This is a genomic window from Azospirillum sp. TSO35-2 (genome assembly GCF_003116095.1).
GTDB lineage: Bacteria > Pseudomonadota > Alphaproteobacteria > Azospirillales > Azospirillaceae > Azospirillum.
In genome coordinates this window covers 773,309-791,708 of record NZ_LGRA01000021.1, presented here as the reverse complement: position 1 = coordinate 791,708, position 18,400 = coordinate 773,309, and the positions used below count along the sequence as shown (strand labels likewise).

Annotated in this window: 9 protein-coding genes and 1 pseudogene; 2 read left to right on the top strand and 8 right to left on the bottom strand. The window is 65.4% G+C overall.

The features are described from left to right. A pseudogene (locus TSO352_RS19745) lies at window positions 1-323 on the top strand (hypothetical protein); the annotation flags it as partial. 229 nt (window positions 324-552) lie between these two features. On the opposite strand, the gene vsr reads toward TSO352_RS19745, so the two are convergent. Genes vsr through TSO352_RS19720 form a run of 5 tightly spaced genes read right to left on the bottom strand, consistent with a single transcriptional unit; the run spans window position 553 to window position 11,280 of the window. Further along, complete coding sequence (gene vsr / locus TSO352_RS19740; protein ID WP_109108963.1) at window positions 553-996, bottom strand: DNA mismatch endonuclease Vsr; 444 nt, start codon at window positions 994-996, stop codon at window positions 553-555. Window positions 997-999: 3 nt separating this feature from the next. Then, window positions 1,000-6,414: a hypothetical protein gene (locus TSO352_RS19735; RefSeq protein ID WP_109108962.1), complete on the bottom strand. Its 5,415-nt coding sequence runs from the start codon at window positions 6,412-6,414 to the stop codon at window positions 1,000-1,002. Next, entirely contained in the window at window positions 6,411-7,925 is a 1,515-nt protein-coding gene (locus TSO352_RS19730) for a hypothetical protein (RefSeq protein ID WP_109108961.1), read from the bottom strand. Before TSO352_RS19730 ends, TSO352_RS19735 begins: the two co-directional genes overlap by 4 nt. After that, window positions 7,922-10,039: a hypothetical protein gene (locus TSO352_RS19725; protein ID WP_199231667.1), complete on the bottom strand. Its 2,118-nt coding sequence runs from the start codon at window positions 10,037-10,039 to the stop codon at window positions 7,922-7,924. The genes TSO352_RS19730 and TSO352_RS19725 overlap by 4 nt, the downstream gene beginning before the upstream one ends. Window positions 10,040-10,041: 2 nt before the next feature. Beyond that, entirely contained in the window at window positions 10,042-11,280 is a 1,239-nt protein-coding gene (locus TSO352_RS19720) for a DNA cytosine methyltransferase (protein WP_199231666.1), read from the bottom strand. 161 nt (window positions 11,281-11,441) lie between these two features. Between TSO352_RS19720 and TSO352_RS19715 the strand changes: the two genes are divergently transcribed. Continuing rightward, window positions 11,442-11,717, top strand: coding sequence for a hypothetical protein (locus tag TSO352_RS19715; RefSeq protein ID WP_109108960.1), 276 nt, complete (start codon window positions 11,442-11,444; stop codon window positions 11,715-11,717). A gap of 74 nt (window positions 11,718-11,791) precedes the next feature. Here TSO352_RS19715 and TSO352_RS19710 read toward each other — a convergent pair whose 3' ends face one another. The 3 genes from TSO352_RS19710 to TSO352_RS19700 are packed head-to-tail and all read right to left on the bottom strand — an operon-like array spanning window position 11,792 to window position 18,380. Continuing rightward, window positions 11,792-15,031: a hypothetical protein gene (locus TSO352_RS19710; protein ID WP_146210774.1), complete on the bottom strand. Its 3,240-nt coding sequence runs from the start codon at window positions 15,029-15,031 to the stop codon at window positions 11,792-11,794. Further along, on the bottom strand, window positions 15,028-17,169 hold the full coding sequence (locus TSO352_RS19705) for a serine protease (protein WP_158284609.1): 2,142 nt from the start codon (window positions 17,167-17,169) through the stop codon (window positions 15,028-15,030). The genes TSO352_RS19710 and TSO352_RS19705 overlap by 4 nt, the downstream gene beginning before the upstream one ends. Window positions 17,170-17,225: 56 nt before the next feature. Next, the gene (locus tag TSO352_RS19700) at window positions 17,226-18,380 is read right to left on the bottom strand and encodes a serine protease (protein ID WP_109108957.1); all 1,155 of its coding nucleotides are present in this window, start codon (window positions 18,378-18,380) and stop codon (window positions 17,226-17,228) included. Between the last annotated feature and the right edge of the window lie 20 nt (window positions 18,381-18,400).

Genomic DNA, 18,400 nt, shown 5'->3' with positions numbered 1-18,400 from the left:
TCCCCTATTCGGGCGGGCTGACGACGCTGGAGGCGCTGTGGATGGGGGTGCCGGTGGTGACGCTGGGCGGCGGCGACCGTTTCTGCGCCCGCCATTCGGTCGCCCACCTGACCGCCGCCGGCCTGCCGGAGTTGATCGCCGGGTCACCTGACGGCTACCTCGCCATCGCCGCCGGACTGGCCGCCGACCGCAACCGGCTGGCGGCGCTGCGGGCCGGCCTGCGCGACCGCATGGCCGCCGGCCCCTTGTGCGACGGCCCCCGCTTCACCCGCCATCTGGAGGCGGCCTACCGCGACCTGTGGCGCGACTGGTGCGCCGCTTGACTGCGCCGTCCGGGAGGTCGACGTCCGGCGGGTCGCGGGAGAAGCGCTCATCAACCTTCAGCGTCCGTCGACCGATGACGGGAATCAGGCGAAGCCCTCGGGCGACACGTATTTACCGAACTCACATCCAGCGCCGACCATCAAAGCCGCAGCACTCAGAAGCGCGTCTTGGATCGGACCGCCTTTAACAGGTTGCTGAAGAATACCACCAATCACCAGGATCAGACATCTAGGCCGGTTGCACCGGATCATGTTCGCTACGGATCGCCTGTGCCAGCCGCGCCGCCGTCTCCCTTGCCCGAATGCCAGACTGGACGTCGCATTCCCAGGCTACAAAGACACGCCAGCCAAGGGCCTCAAGTTCGCCAACAACCCTCGCGTCGCGCGCGACATTGCGATTGAACTTCTCTTGCCAGAATGGCGTGTTCGACTTGGGCGTCGTCGCAATGTTGCATCCCGGGTGGCGGTGCCAGAAGCAGCCATGGACGAACACCACCGCCCGGTGCCGGGGAAACACCATGTCTGGCTTGCCGGGCAGCTTCTTGTTCCGGAGCGTGAAGCGTAGGCCCAGCCGGTGCAACTCGCGCCTTAGTGCCAGCTCGGGCGAGGTGTCTTGCGAGCGAATCCGCGACATCCGTTCCGAGCGTTGGTCTGGAGTAAGGAAGTCCGGCATCGGCTATGCCTCCCCGGACTCTCGGGCGCGCAACTCGTAGAACGGCAAGCCCCTGACGATCTCGCCCGCTACGTCGAACGACTTGTACAGGCACTGGTGGTTACCGAGAGTCTTCACCCGCTCGGCAAGCTCCGCAGCAGCCGGGCCGAGTCCTAGCGAACCTAGCTCTGTCGGCGTGACACTCGGCACTTTGTGCACGAACCAAGTCAGCAAGGGCTCGCGGTAGTCGGTCGCGTTCACCTTGAAGTGCCGCAGGTATTGCGACGCAAGAATGACCCCGCAGCCGAACTCCCGACCCTGGAGCAACAGCTTCCTCAACACGTCAAACTCGTACCGCATGATGTTGTCGGCCTCGTCGACCAGCAAGTAGGAATCGATAGCGCGCAGCTGCGGGTCGGTGCCGACGAAGGGTCGCTTCGGGATTCGGAGCATGTTCTCGTAGAACATGTTCAGCATCACGGCCACGAGCATGTTCTTGCTCCGGTCGTCCTGCCCAAGCGCATCAAGGGAGATGACCACGGTGCCGTTCAGGAACTCGGCGAACGTCATGCATTTCGCCGGGTCGGGTTCGAAGATCTCCATGTCAACCAGATCGTCTATGATGGACATCGGCGCATCAGACTTCCCGTCGAGCAGCCCGGCATAGGCGGCATGGACATCGTAGATCGTCGGGGCCTGGACTCCTCCGGCATAGGCCTGCCTGACGGCCTTTTTAAGCTTGTCACGCTGGACCGGGCCGATGCCCGAGTAGATTTTGTCAAGCACGTCGGCGAAGAACCTGAAGCGATCGAGCCAGGGAACCGTCGAGTCACCCAGGTCGCGCGTATCGAACAAGTTGAGGGGGAGCCGGTGCGGCTTGACGACCCGTGCGCTGGTGGCCTCGACAAAGTCGGCGCTGCTATAGTCTCGCTTGTAATCGAAGACCAGAATGCGGGGCCGGATGCCCCGGTTGCTCGGGGCTGACGAGCCGATCTGGTGGATGAGCGACTTCAGTAATTGCGTCTTGCCTGTGCCGAGGTCGCCGACCACGCCCATGTTCAGCTGGTTCAGCCGAGTATCAGACAGGGCGAGCCCCACGTGACGGCGCTTGAACCCATCAACCGTCTCTCCGATCTCGACCGCAATGCTCCGTGCAGCGATTTCGAGGCCTGGGGCATTCCCTTGAGCCGGCGCTAGCTCTTCCGCCTCGTCCGACAGGCCCGGCTGTGCCTGAATGTACTCGCCGTCGCCCGGGCCGGAAGACCTGTGATCAAGAACAACCGGGGTCGCCGCCGTGCTTGGTAGCGGCGGGAAGAAGCCCCAGTCGCCGACCTTGGCCTTGACGCCGTCGTAGAACGCCTGGGCGTCGCCAGCGATGACATGTCCCGCGTCCTGCCCGCCCACGACGATCACTTCCTCGAAGCCGTCCCGGTCCTTGTCGATCGCGTCGCTGACCGGGGTGTTGTCCACGACAAGCAGGCGGCCGTGGGGGTCAATGGTGACGGCGCCAGGGTCGGCGAGCACCGCATCGGCGACGCGCTCGTGGTAGGCCGACCAGTCGCCGGCGCCCCCGAACAGGTCGCGGTGCTGGCTATAGACACGCATCCCGAAGCCGATGATTGACAATAGCAAATTCTGGTAAGCGAGCTTCCAAACCGAAAGGCCTTCCTCGCTGGCAAGCGCGCCCAGCAGGCTCGACAGCGACTTTGCCTGGGAGAGCGCATCCTGGATGTCGCTCGGCGGGAACACCTCGCCCAAGCGGCACTTCACTTCCACGGGCGTGAGGTGAATCCTGACTCGCCGGCCATCCATGCAGATCCCCACTACCAGGAGGTCTGGCCGCGAGAGCGTGGCGTCCGGCCGTTCCTTGTGCAGCGCCCTCGATAGATCGTCGAGGAAACCCCGGAACGGATCGACCGGGATGACGAGCGCGATCCTAGGCTCTTCCGCGGTGCCCGCAAGCACCGGGAGGATGCTGTCAGCACTGGCCGTGGTCCTGAACCTATCTTGCAGGAGCCGGGCCGCCACGAACAACCCAAGGTCGCCCGTCGCGCCCGTGTCATCGCCGGCTAGGCCGCGGATCGTGGGGATGCCACGCCGGGCGACCTCCAGGAGGATCGCCTCGACCTTCGTGTCGTCGAGCGTGGCGCCGCCGGGCAGGCGCGAAAGCACCTTCTTGAGGCTGTCGCGGTCAGGCGACTTGATGCGGGAGAGAAGGTAATATCCATTCGTGTCGCCAGCCCTGTGGGAATACGACGGCAACTCGTAGTCCCAGAGGTAGGAGTTCGGTAGCCAACCTCCAAGGAAGCAAGCTGGGTCGACGGCAGACGACGAGATCGCGACGAAGTCAGTCTTCTTTTCCTCCAGCATGTCGGCGATCGCATGGACGTCGGGAGCGAACCTCAGCCCGATCGGCGCCGGGGCGGTGTTCTCTAGACCGGACGCTAGGGCGGCAACCTTGTCGGCGAGGACATCCCCGCTGGACGGTGGGGCCAGCGACTGGCGCGATTCCAAGAGGAAGGCGCCCGGCAGCTGCTTGCGCACGCGATGCCGGATCAGACCGCCGACGCCTAGCACCGACCGGGTCGAGGAAGGAGTGGCCTCGGGCTCCGAAGATTCCAGCTGGGCGATGATGCCAAGGTCTAGCGCACACCCCGGTTGGTCTCCGACAAACCAGCGGACATGGTTGCCCGTGTCTTCCGACAGGATTGCGATCGCCGCTTCCTCCGGCATCTCGCCCAGCGCGCGGCCGTCGAACACGTCCAGGTGCCGCGTGCCCAGCCAGTGCCGGCGGTCATGCTTCCCCTGCTCGCTAAACCTCCGCGTCGACCAGCTGACCAGCCCTTCGTTGCAGGCCTCGGTCGCCCCGCCGGCACTGGCTACGTGGACCGTCAGCCGGGGTTTCGCACAAAGCACATCGGCGACATTGTCGAGGGCGCGGCCGACTTGGCTCGCGCTGAACCCGGTGGAGATGCCGCCGACCGCGAGCCCCAGCGCTGCCCCGAACGGTTCCTGGCGCGAACGGGCTGCCAGGGAAGACAGCTTGTTTCCATTCCAGAGGACCGACCAGTAGTCGGAGTTGACCTCAACGGCGAGAAAAGGAACGTTGTCCACCCCGTCGGGAGAGGCCAGGGGCAGGTGCAGGATGTCGGGCACGACGCCAGGGTCCAGGACGCCAGCCGCCGGGCAAGGGCGATTGCTCACCGCAGCCGAGTCCAGCAGCCCTTGCGCAACCGCGTGCCAGACAAGTCGGAGGGGGTGGAGCGGCGACAACATGATTGCGTCCGGGACCCGCGAGATCGTGCGCCCGCCGGGTTCCAGGGAAACGATGCAGGTGACATCCACCCACCGTGCGACTTCCGGACTGGCCCTTAGCCAGACCGAGTAGGCGTCGATGTATTGCTCCAGGGCGGCGGCGAAGCCATCCCGGCTGCGTAGCCACTCCCCGAGGGGCGCCGCCTCGACGAGGTTGGCGTGGTCGTCGCCCCGGATCATCTCGGCGAGCTTGGCGCGGGCCTCCAGGAAACCAGAGGGAGGGACGAATTCGCTGGCTGGCGGCCGGGGGTCGCGCAGGAAGCGCGCGCGAGAGAGAATGCGACCTGTTTCCTCTTCCCACGCGGGCTCGGCCCAATGGTCGCTGTAATCCTCGGCAAGGACGAGCGGGAGGTAGGATGAGACCGCCTGGGCCTGCAGCATCCAGCCTTGCAGGGTGCTCGTTCGTGACCGGGCCAGTTGCACGACAGGCTTCGCGCCGCTCGGCTCGATTTGGCGCCGGTTGAGCTTGATGAGGCGCTCGAACTCGCTGCGGCAGCCATCCTCCGCTACATCGTCGACGGATAGGAAGACACGGCAGGTCTCCGTCCTGGATTTGCCGTCCTCACCGATCCGCGACAGCTGCAAGTCGATCTGGAAAGCGCCATCGAGGTCAACCTCGACCTGATGGCGACCTTCCTGCAACTCTCGAACGGGGATCACCAGGGGCTCGGCGGACGCGGTGCCCTCCCCACCCGTCCCCTTCGCCTGGGCTCCAAGGGAGACCCCTTCGGAGAGGAAGACGAGCAGTTCGTAGCGACCGGGGCCAGGCAAGGCCATGCTGGTCTCGTAGTTCGCTCCCCGCCCTCGGCCCGACGGCACCTTGGGCGGGACGATCTTCCGTGCCAAGCGGCAAGCAACCACGATGCCCGGCGCCCAGCTGGCCAGGGAAATTACCTTGGTCGAGGCCGGGCGGTGGCCCTCAGCGGATCCCTTGTACTGCAATGGCGACTTGTGGCGCGGCGGCGAGTCGTCAATGTACTCCTGCTCGCCGTCGACCTCCAACTCCAGCGGAAAGCCGCCCGCCGACTTTCCAGGTGATCGCTCCACACGGACAACCACGGGAGCGTCCTCCTCGGAGACTGTCCGGACGGCCAATTCGACCGCGGCCTCAACAATGAGCGGAGCGCCCCGGGTTGGTGGGAGGATAGCGTTCTTGACCTCAATGCGGACATCGCCCGCGATCTCGGGCTCGTCAGCCAGCAGCGCTGCCCAGGCCTCGGCCGTGAGGCCCTTCCACCAGTCGGGCGCCTCGGACAAAAACCAGCCGTCTTGGGGCAGGTAGAATGGCTCTGCCGCCCGCTCAAGGGCCGTGGGAACATCGCAAACCGCGCGGATATGGCCCAGGAAGGCCCCAAGCCAAGCACGCTGCTCAGCCGACGCAGCCTGCATCGGCGCATCCAGCCCGAGCCGGAATCCATCCGCCAGCGCCTCGACAACCCCGTCCAGCATCGCCTGCTGCTCGCTCGCCGACAGGGTCGCCGCCTCCATGGGCGGGACGCCGCAGGCGAGGCTGAGTCCCGTCGCCATGCCTGCCCCGGAGTCCGGGATGGAATAGATCCGCGACAGCAGGCGCCAGACGGAGGTGCGGCGGTTCTGCTCTGGGTCGACCGAATCCACGGCGGCGGCGGCACGCTCAACTAGGCTGGCGGCTTCCATCCGCTGGCCCTCGTCCATGGCCAGTTTGTCGAGGCCAGCCGCCAGCACGGCCTCGACCAATGGGTCGGACCACCATTTCCCAAACAAGACCTCGCTGCCGTCGCTGGCCGCCGAGAGCCCGAATTCGTCCGTTGTCGAGGTGACGGACATGATAGCCCGCTCGCCCGGCGGGACGAGCGCGATGTAGCTGGGGTTTGCGGGCGAGTTCCGTAGGTCCAGGAGGTGGCTTTCTTCGCAGGGCCCGGACTGGCCAATGGGCGGGTTGGTGGTTCCGGCGGGAAGCACCGGCACCTGTAGCACGACGGGCACTCCAAGCCCGAGGCCCGGCTTTGTCAACTCGTCGAACACCGCCTGGAGCAGTTCCAGCGGAGGGCCGTGGAAGATGAGCCGCACCTCTCCGGCCCCCTTCGTGGTGGCGACGACGCGCTCGCGGACAACCTCCGCCAGCCAGACGGCAAGTTGCATCATGGCCTTGCCATCCCAACGGCAGCCTGGAAAGGGGCAACCAGCAGCATGCCGGTCTCGGCGTCGGGGCTGTCCAAGACCAGACCCAGCATCCGCAGTTGCTGGCCAAGGTCGTTACGGGCGATGTCCCGGTGGTTCACACCAATGCCATAGGCCGCCATGTGCTGGGCGAGGCGCTGGACGGACCGGGGTCCGGCAACGCCGGCGAGTGAGCAATGCACGAGCGTCAGGATGGCGAGCGGTCCTGGCGCGCAAATCCACCGGGCGGACCTCGCCGTTCCTTTCCGTCGCAGCACGAAGCCCTGATCGTAGCCGCGCAGCAGCGTATCAGCGGGAATGCGCTGGTAAAGAACGTGGAGCGCGAATTCCTTGAGGTTGGAGCCAATCCCCTTGGAGCAAAGCAAGGTCCGCGCCTCGGATTCTGAGAGATCTTCCAGATGGTCCAGTACCTCGCCGAGCTTGGCTTGGTGCTTGGCCACGGATCCCCGCAGGCGCTCGAAGTCAGCAGCGCAGCCTAACCCGCCCTCGTGCGAGGCCCCGATGTCGTCGAGCGACCACAGCAACGCGTTAATGCCTAGCCGGGCGCGAAGATAGGCGGACGTACGGTCCTTGAGCTCGGCCAGTGCGCCCTTGCCGAACGTCAGGTAGGACAACGCCAAGGGATAGATCTGATCCCTGGTGGGCACCGCGTCGATGCGTCCACCAAGCGCCTTGCGCAACATGTCCCAGATACGCCGCTGTACCTCGCAGAGCCAGGCCACGTGTGCGACGGCTGCCACGCGGACCAGGGCCTCCAACATGCTGGTCCACTGCCGCCGCGTCATTAACGGCTTGGCGTCGATGACCGCGGCTAGGTCGCTCGCAAACTGCCGCGCAGGGAAAGGCCGGCCCTCAAGCTCGCCAGGCGGCAGGAGGGAAACCTCGCCTTCCCCTGGCATCACGGGCTCATCGCCCCAGGAGTGCCCGGACCACGCGGCCAGCTCCTCGCTGAGGAAGCGGGCGAATACGTCGTCGCCATCGGCCACGGCAAGGGCACCGAACAGCCGCTGCCAGATCGTCTCGGCGCCTTCCTGACTGTCTGAGCCCAACCAGACCATTCGCCGCAGCAATGTCCCGGCCGGCCAGGGATTGCCCGCGAGGCGCGCTGACCCGGAGAACCAAGCCGTCTCTCCTACGAGCGGGGTAACCTGGATGAACCGCTTGGCGGATTGGTTTTGCAGCTTAGGACTCTGGAGCACGCCATTCAGCAGGGCGTGCGCCGCCTCGCCCTCCAAGGCGGCACCCTCGGGGCGCTTGCCCATGTCGCGGCTCTTCGCGACGGCCCGATCCAATTGCCGGCCATTCCCCGGCACGGCGCGCTCGGCCACGCCGGGCATGCCGATGGACCGATAGAGGCCCGCCACCAGCACCTCCGCATTCGCATACTCTGGCGCCGGGAGGATGGAAAGCGCCGATTCCCGGTACGCTGGATGCGACTTCGCCCAGGGCGAGGACAGAAAGTCAGACAGGCTCACGGACGTCGTCCCCGCTTCCTTGCGATGAACCGTCCCCGGTGCCGCTCGATCGTCAGGCTGTCGCCGAGATGGATCGTTGGACGGTCCTGCACATGCTTGTCACGAACGATCGAGCCGGCCATCCTGGCGCGCGTGGTGTCCAGCAGAGCTAGGACGCTGTGGGGCAGCGACGCGGGCGACAATCCTCGCTCCAGGTCAGAGACCGCCTTGAACAAGTCGTAGGTGACGGCGATCGGCTGAGAGCTGCCTCCCGCCTCGACATTGAGGAAGCACAGCGACGGCGACGGGCGCCCAGCGACGTTCGCCTCCCTGGCATAGACTCTGCGGCGCGAAACCTCGAGGATGGCCCGGCTCCGGACTGGCGGCATCGGCTGCCCGAACGTGGTGCTCAGGGACACGTCGAAATTCGCACCGTTGTTCAGGAGGTCCTCCACCTGGATGGCCACCTCGTGCAGTTCGTGGCCCCGGCCATCGGCGTCCGTGACCAGACGGTGGAAGCGATCCAGCAGCGCTGCGTCGGGCACGGCGGCTTGGCGCGCGCCAACACTCCGGCGCGTGATCCGGCATGCGAAATCCCGCGCGGCTCGCTGGACGCGTGTAGCCGCGGTTGGGCGCCGGCGGCGAATGTGGGGGGTCCCCAGGAGTTCATCCAGGTCGGCGAGCCTTTCGAGCAGCGTGCGCTCTATCTGGGACAGTGCGCGGGTCCGGATGGCGAAGTCCAGCCCCTCGCGCACCGACCTGCTGAAGCGTGCGTCAAAGTCGCCCAGCGGAACATTGCCTCCCCAGAGCACGACCTCGTGTTCCGGCGGGGCGAGCGCGGGATCGAGCAGGTGGTCCATGTCGTCCAGCAGTGGCGCAATCATGGCTGGCATGTAACCCGAAGCGCGAGACTGCAGAAAATAGCACAACCCCATGGCCGTGTTGTTCGTCTCATGGAGACCGAGGTCCTTAACGTCTTTGAGCAGAGACGAGGCGAGGGTCCAGTCCCAGGAATGGAACAGGGCGTGCTGGTATTGTGCCGACACGAGCCAGAAGAGCGCCGCCGATGTGTCTCGCTTGGGGCGGCCGGCAGCCCTCTGGTCCGCCTCGACAAGCGCGGCCGCCCAGTCGCAAGGTCCAAGCGCCACCCTGGCCTTAGGCGTCCCCGATGCGGCCAAGATGTGGGAAAATAAGGAGAAGAGGTCGCGGAACGCCCAGCGCTTCCCCGTAGCCAACTCGAACCACCGGAGCATCTTGAGCAGGCTGGCGCTCTCGCGCGACGCAGACAGAAGCTTGCGCGACCTGCAAAACGGACAGGCCGGGCCGGCGGCACAGGCAACGGACCACATCGTCGCGTCAATCGCACGAGCCAGGATGGCCTCGGCAGGCGGCGCGTCGCCGGCCTCCGTCGGTTCCGCGAGAGATTCGGCATCCATGGGCCAAACACCCACGTTCGGGAAGCCTTCCAGCGGCCAGCAAGCCGGTGCTTCGGCGGTCTGACTCACCGCGCGGGCGATCATCTCAAGCAGCTCACGGGCGTCGGGGAGGTCGCTGTCGATCGCGTGGATCATCGCGTCATCAAGAACGCCACGGTTGACACAGCAAAGGTAGGCCAGCGTCCCTGGCGACGATACCGCCTCCCCCAGCTCCTCGACCAGCAGCTGAGCCGGCGGCCTCGCGGCCGTGCCACCCACAGATGCATCCTGGACGACCTGAAGCCGCAACGTGCGCACCGGTGACGAGAGGCTGCCAGCGTCAATCTCGACGAAACGCGGGACGGGCATGCCTTCCGGTGGGTGGTAGGAGGTCGCGAGGGTCGACACTAAGCCCCCATCACACCCAAGTGAGGCGTCGAGCGCGGCAATCGTCGCCTCGACCGCCTCCGTCTTACCGTTGCCCGGGCCTCCGACCAGGAGGATCACTCGGGGTGCATGCTCGTCGCCCTCGGCAACTTTGCGGGCCCAGTCGCGAAGTTGGTGGAGCAGGTTCGTCTCAAATACCATCGCGCCCGGCCGCCCGCTGGCCGGGTCGAACAGGCGGCGCACACCGCCGCCCCGATTGCCCGACCAGGCCATGAGGCCCTGCGGGAAGGGGACGGGTCCTGCGTCGGCAGTCGGGGTATCGTTGCTGAGCATACTTATGCCGCGAGTTGGTGGCTGGCGGCGCGAGCCTTGTGGTACTGCATCAGCACTTCGCCCCACATCTCGGCAATAAGCGGTGGGACGGCGTTAGCCACCTGGGTGAAGCGGGGAACCTCTCGCGCCCGGCGTTCACCTCCAGTGGTGTACTTCCCCTTGAACACGAACCAGTCTGGGAATGTCTGCAGTCGCGCGTTCTCACGAACGGTAAGGGTACGCGGTTCGGAGTAGTGCAGCAGATCGTCAGGCATGCTCGTGATCGTCGGGGCGGGAAGCGCCGGGTCCAGGACCCGTGTCGCCATCTTCTTGATACCATGGCGCTCCCTCATCTCCTTGTTCAACTGAACATTGAGCCGGGCAGCCTCCCGGCACTCCACGATAATCTTTCCGAACCGCTCGACGATATGGGGGCGGTGGCGAGCGAGCCGCGTGTCTGAGACGACCCCTGTGAACCCGTCACGCATGAGGCGCTGGTAATTGGTGCGGGGCGTAACAGTCAGGATTGCGTTGTAACCCTTCGAGTCCAGGCACGGGCCGACGCCAGCGCGATCGCACTCCAGGTCAGAGATCGCCTGCTTGGATGACACCCTCGCCTTGAGACCACGCTGGTCGAGAAACCGGTCACGCTGTGCATGCATCCGCACAAACGGATCGTCTCCCAAAGGAAGCCGCATCTCGCTCGCTTTCAGCATGCCGACTAGGAAGAAGCGTGGGCGTTGCTGGGGTACGCCGAACGTTGAGCACCGAATAGTATCGGTATAGACATGATAGTGGACGCCCAGCCGCGAGACCAGCTCATTGGCGAAGTTACGGCGAATGGCGTCTTCACCCTTGTCAACGAAGTCGTAGGTGATCCCTCGCACGTTCTCGATCAACACCATGCATGGTAGCACGGCCTCGACAAATTCAAGATACCGTTCGACCAGCTCGTTCCGCGGATCGCCAGGTTTCCTGCGGCCAGCGCTCGAAAACCCTTGGCACGGCGGGCCGCCTGCCAGCAAGTCAACCTTTCCGCGCAACCCCTGCAAATCGGCTCCATGGGCTGCCATTAGGCTCTCGATGGTCCAGGGTTTGCGCTCAAGCCACTCGGGCCAGTCATACTGGAAGCGTGGCCCGTCAATGAGGTTTGCCTTGAGTGTCTCGAAGGCAAACAAGTCCTTCTCGATAGCGAACAGGCCCTTCCAGCCTGCCCGCATCAGGCCAAGGCTCAGCCCCCCACACCCGGCAAAGGCGTCCACGAAGATTGGATCATGACCACTAACCTGCAAACTTGCCCCCAGTTCGCTCCCACACCGAATCGAGCTGGATGTATAGTAGTGTTCGCGAGGGGTTCTGCCAACAGTTAGTGAACCGCTCCGGGGGTCCCGGATGCCCCATGTCTTGAGACGATGAGATCATCATGACGAAGCATGATGTCAGCTTGGCTGCCCTGTACCGGGAGCGGATCGCCGATCTGGCGGCGACGCTGGATGACCCGGAGCACCGGATCGAAGCACGCAACCGGCTGCGCCCGCTGATCGAGCGGGTGGCGGTGGGCTTCGGCACAGCCCGCCATGCCCGAGGGCGCGCACTTGCGTGGCCACAAACAGGCGGCACCCGCGTTCGCTCGGACCAGGGTGCAGCAGTTCGTAGTGGCGGCGGTTCTCAGCTTCATCGATCATGCCGCCGAGTCTAGCCGCTCAGCCCACGCCTGAGGATCGCCTACCCGCAGTTGCGCCGTGAGATTCGTTGTTTTGGCCGAGGTCCTAACTACGTAAGTCCGGCAATGCGCGACCGCCACTCCGCATGAAAACGCAACAACATGCGGAGATCCTGATCATCACCGCTTCCATACCCCAGAAACAGCTTGGCGGTTTCCGAGAAGTTGCCGGCCTCGTCGGCGCGGCGGAGGATCTGCAAGGTGTCGCCCTTCAAAGGTGCTTGACGGCGCAGGAACCTGCTGGAACGCGACGCGACATCCTGATCCGCAACATGATCGAGCACCATGGGGGGAATTTTGCCATTGACCGCGCGAGCGGCGGCGTAGGCCACCGGCACGAGCCAATCCTCGTCGCGCGCGACCGCAAACCGTCGAATTGGTCGCTTTGCATACCGCCCAAGATCGATCCTCAGCCGGGTCAGCGCATTGTGCAGGATCGATCGTACTTCGGGGTTCCGGAATCGCAATGCAGGCACGTCGTTGCCGGACGTCATGCGCCAGATCGAAGGACTTGTTTCCAGAACGCGAGAAAACAGCGGTGCCTCATTCCCATACGGTTCGGAAAGGGCCACCATTTCTGCAAATGAGATGGTTGCACGGTTCTTTTCGAAAGCATGCAATTCGATATGACGCAGAAAGTGATCCAAAGCGGGCTCAAAGGACTCCTCCCCGAAGGTCAGAACCAGCCGGATCATAGTCTGCCCAAGACTGAAAGATTGCGACGGCCAGTTCATGATCATGCGTGCCAACTTGCCGTCCAGTTCATGGAATTCCGGAAGCTTCAGCAGGCGTGTGAGCGCGAGGTCCTGCACCATCGAACGGAATTCATGCCTTGGCGTAGACGACTTCGTGACGAATTCGGGATGTCCCAAAGGCAATGACATGATCCACGGATCAAGCATGCGGGCACGGCAGTATCGCAGCGCGAAATCGAGGTACATCTCCCATGGGCCGGCCCCCTCGGTGGCGGAGCGCTCATCGAAGGGGCGGACGGAATGCCAGCGCCCGGATTTTGCGGACAGGGTTACGGTCGCCGCCCGCGCCATCGGGGACAGTGGACTGTGAAACGCAGCTTCCGGCTGCATGGCAAGAATGACGTCCTGCAGCCGCAGGTCATGGAAATGTCCAAGCTGGGAGGCCGTGCGCGCCACATGTTCCATGGCCAATGATGGAGGAAACGCGGAAACGCGTGCGGCCGGAAGCAGTGTCTGCGCGGTCAGCGCCGTCACGAACGCAGCCGCAGGCGAGTCCGGCGGCAGATCCTCCCCGGCACCGGCGAGCAGCAGGCCCACCTCGTCGCTCCAATCGCGCTGGAGCGATTCCAGCTCTTCGCCAGCCAGCATCCGATGGTACAGCCACTCGGCGCGGTCCTGCAGGCTCCGTTCCTGGCGCATGCCGAAATATTCGATGGCCGCGCGGTTGACCCGTTCGAATAGTGCCGGATCATGCCGGCGCATCAGCGGCAGCGTCCGCGCGCGCAGGTCCGGATGGTGGTGCAGCGCATCGCCCTTGCGTTCGACGATCCACGCCTCGCGCGCCAATCCATCGAAGGCCGCCGCCGCCCGCTCCGGCGTCAGACCGCATTGCTGTGCCAGAAGGTCGTGGACGATATCGGGCGTCACCCGCCGCAACACCAGTCCGGGCCAGGCCAGCGCCTGCACGTCGAGGTCGCGGACATGGCGGAGCACGCGCCGTTCGTACAGAACGGCCACAAAATCGTCCCGCGCGTTCTCGCCGACCTGTTCGATTTCCCGGGCGAGCTTGTCGCGGGCCGCGGTGTCCTCGGCCGTACACAGAAGTTCGACGGCGACCCGGATGGAAAGCGGTTCGCGCCGGTCCTGCGGATTCCACTCATCGCCCGCGATCCGCTTCGCCCAGGTCTCCTGCCAGTCCACACCGAGAAGATCACGCCCCAGCCGGTCGGCCATGGTCCAGGCGTCTTTCACCGGCAGCGGGGGGAGGGGAAGCAGTTTCCCTTCCGAGCGGGTATCGGTTGCCGACCGCAGTTCCGGAATGTCGGCCCGGCCGGCGGCAACGACGCGCAGCTCTGGGAAATAGCCGGCGGTCAGTTCATCGACGAAGGCGACAACGCCGGCCAGCGCGGCCGGGTCGTACTGCACCACCTCCATGGTGTCCAGGACCAGAAGGAAGGGCAGGCCCTTGTCGGCGATAAACCCGCGCACCACGGCGCGGAACTCGTCGAAGGGGTTTTGCGTCGTTTCGGCGCGCGGATCGACGACCGCGGCCCGCAGTCGGCGCCGAAGGTCCGACAGCCTGGGCTCGAGCGCCGGGTGCTGTAACGCCACTTGCCCCGCCACCTCGATCAGCAGCCGGTGAGGGTCGCGCGGCTGGATCGCGCCGCGATCGAAATCGAGATAAGCGAAGGGAAACGGCCGGCTCTGGGCAAACGCGTGGTCGAGCACGAACTTCGCGATCAGGGCCGTTTTTCCCAGCCCGCCCCTCGCGGCCAGCACCAGGACGCCGGCGGAACGCTCCGTGAAGGCGTTAGACACCCCGTCGAGCACCCGCGCGGTGAACCGCTGAAAGCCTTCGGAAAAGCTCTGCGCTTGCAGGACGTCGACGAAGCTGCGCAGCGTCCGCTGCTCGGCTTCGCGCCCGCTGAACCGGTCCTTCGGCGGCAGGCCGTTCCAGCCGTCGGTGGCGCCGATCAGGATGCGCAACGGTTCGAGGAGTTCGGCGAGGTTGAGCTGGCGGCTCGCCTCGGCCAGCGTCGGGACGGCGTCCCCCAGCGGAACGTGGCGGAGCCGTTCGAGGGCATTCACCGCGGCGCGGAGTTCAGACGGCGGCGCAGTCGCAAAGTCGCCGAAGACGCCGTCAAGAAAGGCCCGCAGCCAGGCGCTCGGGAGCCGGACGGGATCGGAGGTGATCGCCTCGAAGGCCCGCTTGTCGGCCGTAATAAGCTCGTCGAGCACGCGCCGGAATTCCGGCATGTCGCGGACTTCGGCGAGGAACCGGCTGCGCGCCTCGTCGGTCAGGCGCAGCCGGCGCTGTCCACCGACCATGATCATTTCGGTCTGTTTCAGGATGGCCCGGAGTTCCTCGGAGTCCGGATCGGCGTTCAGATCCTTGACGACGAAGGTGTCGCAAGCGGCGGCACGGTACGCCGCCTCGGTCCGGGGCAGCGGCTTGGCCTCCTCCACGACGGATTCCTCCATCAAGCGCGCCACTGCTTCCTTGACGAGCACCGCTACTTGGCTGGCCAGGGCAGGGTCGTCCGCATGGACCGGCCTGCGGGTACCCGGAACAGCCGAAGAATCGGACGAGGTCATGACGACACCTTGGACATGATCTTGGGTGGGATGCTGGAAACGAAAGATTGCAGCTTTGCAAGCCGCCTGTTAGGATTCCCGACATAGGGGGCAAGCGCCTCTTCGCTCAGATAGGAGTCAATGCAGGCTTTGGCCATCACGGCTTGCCCCTCGTCGAGCGGCTTGTCCAAGGCTGCGGCGTGTGCTTCCAAGGTGGCCAGCATGGCATCCACGCCGACCTCCATCGGATCGAGCAGTTCGGGGGTCACGTCATCCTTAACCAGAAAGTCGGGTACGTAACCGAGAAACAGCCAGCGCAGCCGGCGCAGCTCGGCCGGCATCGTCGTTTCCGGCAACTTGCCGCCGGTAAGACCGGCGAACAGATTGCGGACCTCGTCCGGCATGCGGAAGTCGGTGATCTGGTCGAGAATGATCCACAGGATGTTCCAGCGGCTGCGGACCTCGAATGTGGGGGCGGCGCTTTCGGCCAGCGCGCGGACCGATTCCGGCACCGGCCTGGCGAATTCCTTAAGGTGCGCCATCTCGGCGCGCGCCTCTTCCCTGAGGTCCACCCGCACTTCGCGGTGCCTGCCCAGCACCCCCTTGAACCAAGCCGGCACCTCGTCGGTCGCCCAGAGGTTCAGCTTGTCCATGTCGCCGCTCGATCCCGACGCACCCAGGGTCGGGCGCTGCGGCATGCCCTCCAGCGCCTCCGCCGGAATGCTCAACTGGTCGGCGATCGATTGAATCACGTCGGCCACCGACGTCGGCGCCCGTTCCTCCTTGGTGCCGAGCACGACGAACCTTTCCCCCTTGTCCCGCCTTGCCGCGCGCAGGATTTCGATGGTGAAGGATTTGCCGAATCCCGTGGTGCTTCGACCAGGATCGCCCTCTCCCCGGCAGACCGCGGCGTAGATCCGGTTCGCACGGCTTGCAGGGTTCTCCGCCGCGGCCTGCTCGATCCAGTTCAGAAGCGGGCGTCGGCCGAGGATCACGCGATTCGACTTCGGGTCGGAGGACACCTTCCACAGGATGCTGGGCAGTGGGGCGGCGGTCGAGAGGAGTTCTTTGGCGAAGGCGGTGTCCTTCAGGTGATCCAGGATGTGTTGCAGGTGGATCGCCTGGTTGGCGACGGGCAGGCCGCCGGGTTCGAAGCTGGCATTGTGAAGGCCGACGAACTCGAACTGCTGGTTGAAGCACGGCGCACCCGAGGTGCCCTTCGCGGTTTCCGTGGTGTAGCGCAAGCGGGTCCCGGACGTGTCGCATTGCGTGGCCGTTTCGGAGAAGCGCCCGAAATCGATCCGTTGCGGGGATCCGCCGGGATGCTGCGGAATGATGATGCGGTCTTCGTGGCGCAGCGTTCCGCTCGATGGAACCAAGCGGAGCCAGCGCCGGCGCGCTCCCCCGATGTTGATGTTGCGCGCCTGCCGACCAATCGGCTCGGCCAGCCGCAGGACCGCGAAATCAAGCTTTCGCCGCAGTTCCTCTTCCTGCCCCTTGTCGGGGTACAGGACCGTCCCATCGCCGGGCCAGTCCTCGCAGCAAGCGACCAGCCACCCCTCCTTGCGGAAGGGCACCGAGACGCAATCCGGATGCAAGACCTGGGGGTCGGTAACCGGCTCGCCGTAGAGATGGTCGAAGATCGCGAGAAGGGGCCCGGGGGCAGGATTCCGTTCGGCTCCCATGTCGATGTGCGAGCGGACGTTGTGATAGGCCGTCAGGACCAGATCAGGCCCGATCAGAACGCCAGTGCCGAGCTTCGTCTGGCCGTTCTCTTGGCCCGCGGCCACCACGCAGATCCACTGTTCCCAATCGAAGAGCCGGCTTCGCAGATCGGGCAGGCGGAGCGTGCGGGCACGCAGGACCAGCGCCGCCTCCTGCGCCAGTTCCGATCCATCGGGTGTTTGGGTGAACTCGTAGAGCCGGGCGTAGAGGTCGCTGTCCTGAAACAGCTTCCGGCAAAACATCTGGGCGAAGGGACGCACCGCGTCGCGTCTCTCCGCCGCGTCCACCGCCAGCCTCGCGAGAACCCGTCGCGCCTCGTACGGGTCGGCCGGGGCCAGACGGCGCTGGTCTTCGAAGTCAGGCACTAGCCCCAACTCCATGACCACCTCGGCCAGCATCGTCACCGGAACGCGCTCCGCGACGATCGTCGCCAACACGTCCGCGGAGTCCTTCGGCACTACGCTCACTCCCTCAGGCATGTCCCAACCATTTACAGAAACTCGAACACGCCGTGTTCGCGCAGTACGGGCGACGGCACAGCCATGTTCCCGTGGATGGAGTTGCCATAATAGTGCAATCCGGCAATGTCGCGCATTAAAAACCCGACCACACACCCGCCAGAGTAGCCTCCTATGGTCGACGCGTCATGTAACAATACTTTTTCCGCCCCTGTTTCTCCCGACATGCGCTCGCCAAGGCTGATGCGTTTACGCCCGTCCAGCGATCCGAAGACGGCTTGTACGTCCTGCGAGGCATTCTCGACGGGGCAAGGGTGTCCCACAATGTACAGGCTGCGGCCGGTCACCGCCCCCGTTGCCAAAGCCAGCGGATTGGGCATCGCGCCGTTTGATGCCGGGGCGATGCGGACCACCGCCACGTCGATGGGGTCCCTATCCTCGGAGACGTACAGAACCTCAGTCATGGTGTAGAGGCGCGACCGGGGCGGGCCGTCGTCGAACGCAAAATCGACGATCACCTGCAGGTTGGTCCGGAAGCGCGCGCGGTTCGGATCCTCCTTGCGGCGTTCGCACAGCGCCGGCGCGCGGCGCGGAAAAAGCACGTGGCGATTGGTGATGACGCGGTCGTAGCCGACGTACCAAGCCGTGCCCTGAACCCAGGGCGGATTGCCGGAATGGCGGTCGGTGACGCGGACGGCGCCCGTTGAAGCGGCGATCCCGGCCAGCATCGCCTCGTGATCCTCAACCAGCGCTGTCCACATCTCCGATCCAGGATGCCTGACCGAATCGATCGGTTCCAGCCGGTCCCCGTCGACCCGCAAGGCCGGCCGCCCGCGCGCGCATATTATGGCCTCCAGGGCCTGCGCATCGTCTTCGCCAATCGCACCGGTCGGGGCGCCCGCCTGAAGTGCCGCAACCGCCGCCTGGGCACGGGATACCAGGGTGGCGGCCAGGGCATCGGCCTCGGCGGCGGAGTCACGGCCGCCGACCGGCCAGCGCGTGGGCAGGGCCGATCGAATCCGCCGGGCGATCAGCCGCCGGTCCAAGTCGTCGGGCGGGCCGCAGCGGGTGCCGCCCGCCTCGGCCGCGGCACCCTCTGTTCCAGCCTGCGGCATCAACAGCCGGAGCGCACGCCGCGGCGCCAGTTCGAGCGCAAGGTCCCGATCGGGCGTCGAGGGTTCAGGCATGATCAGACGCCCGCCATGCG

Coding starts and splice junctions, on each gene's coding strand:
- TSO352_RS19735 (WP_109108962.1), bottom strand. CDS start 6,414: ATGATGCAACTTGCCGTCTGGCTGGCGGAGGTTGTCCGCGAGCGCGTC.
- TSO352_RS19700 (WP_109108957.1), bottom strand. CDS start 18,380: ATGCCTGAACCCTCGACGCCCGATCGGGACCTTGCGCTCGAACTGGCG.
- TSO352_RS19725 (WP_199231667.1), bottom strand. CDS start 10,039: ATGCTCAGCAACGATACCCCGACTGCCGACGCAGGACCCGTCCCCTTC.
- vsr (WP_109108963.1), bottom strand. CDS start 996: ATGCCGGACTTCCTTACTCCAGACCAACGCTCGGAACGGATGTCGCGG.
- TSO352_RS19710 (WP_146210774.1), bottom strand. CDS start 15,031: ATGACCTCGTCCGATTCTTCGGCTGTTCCGGGTACCCGCAGGCCGGTC.
- TSO352_RS19715 (WP_109108960.1), top strand. CDS start 11,442: ATGACGAAGCATGATGTCAGCTTGGCTGCCCTGTACCGGGAGCGGATC.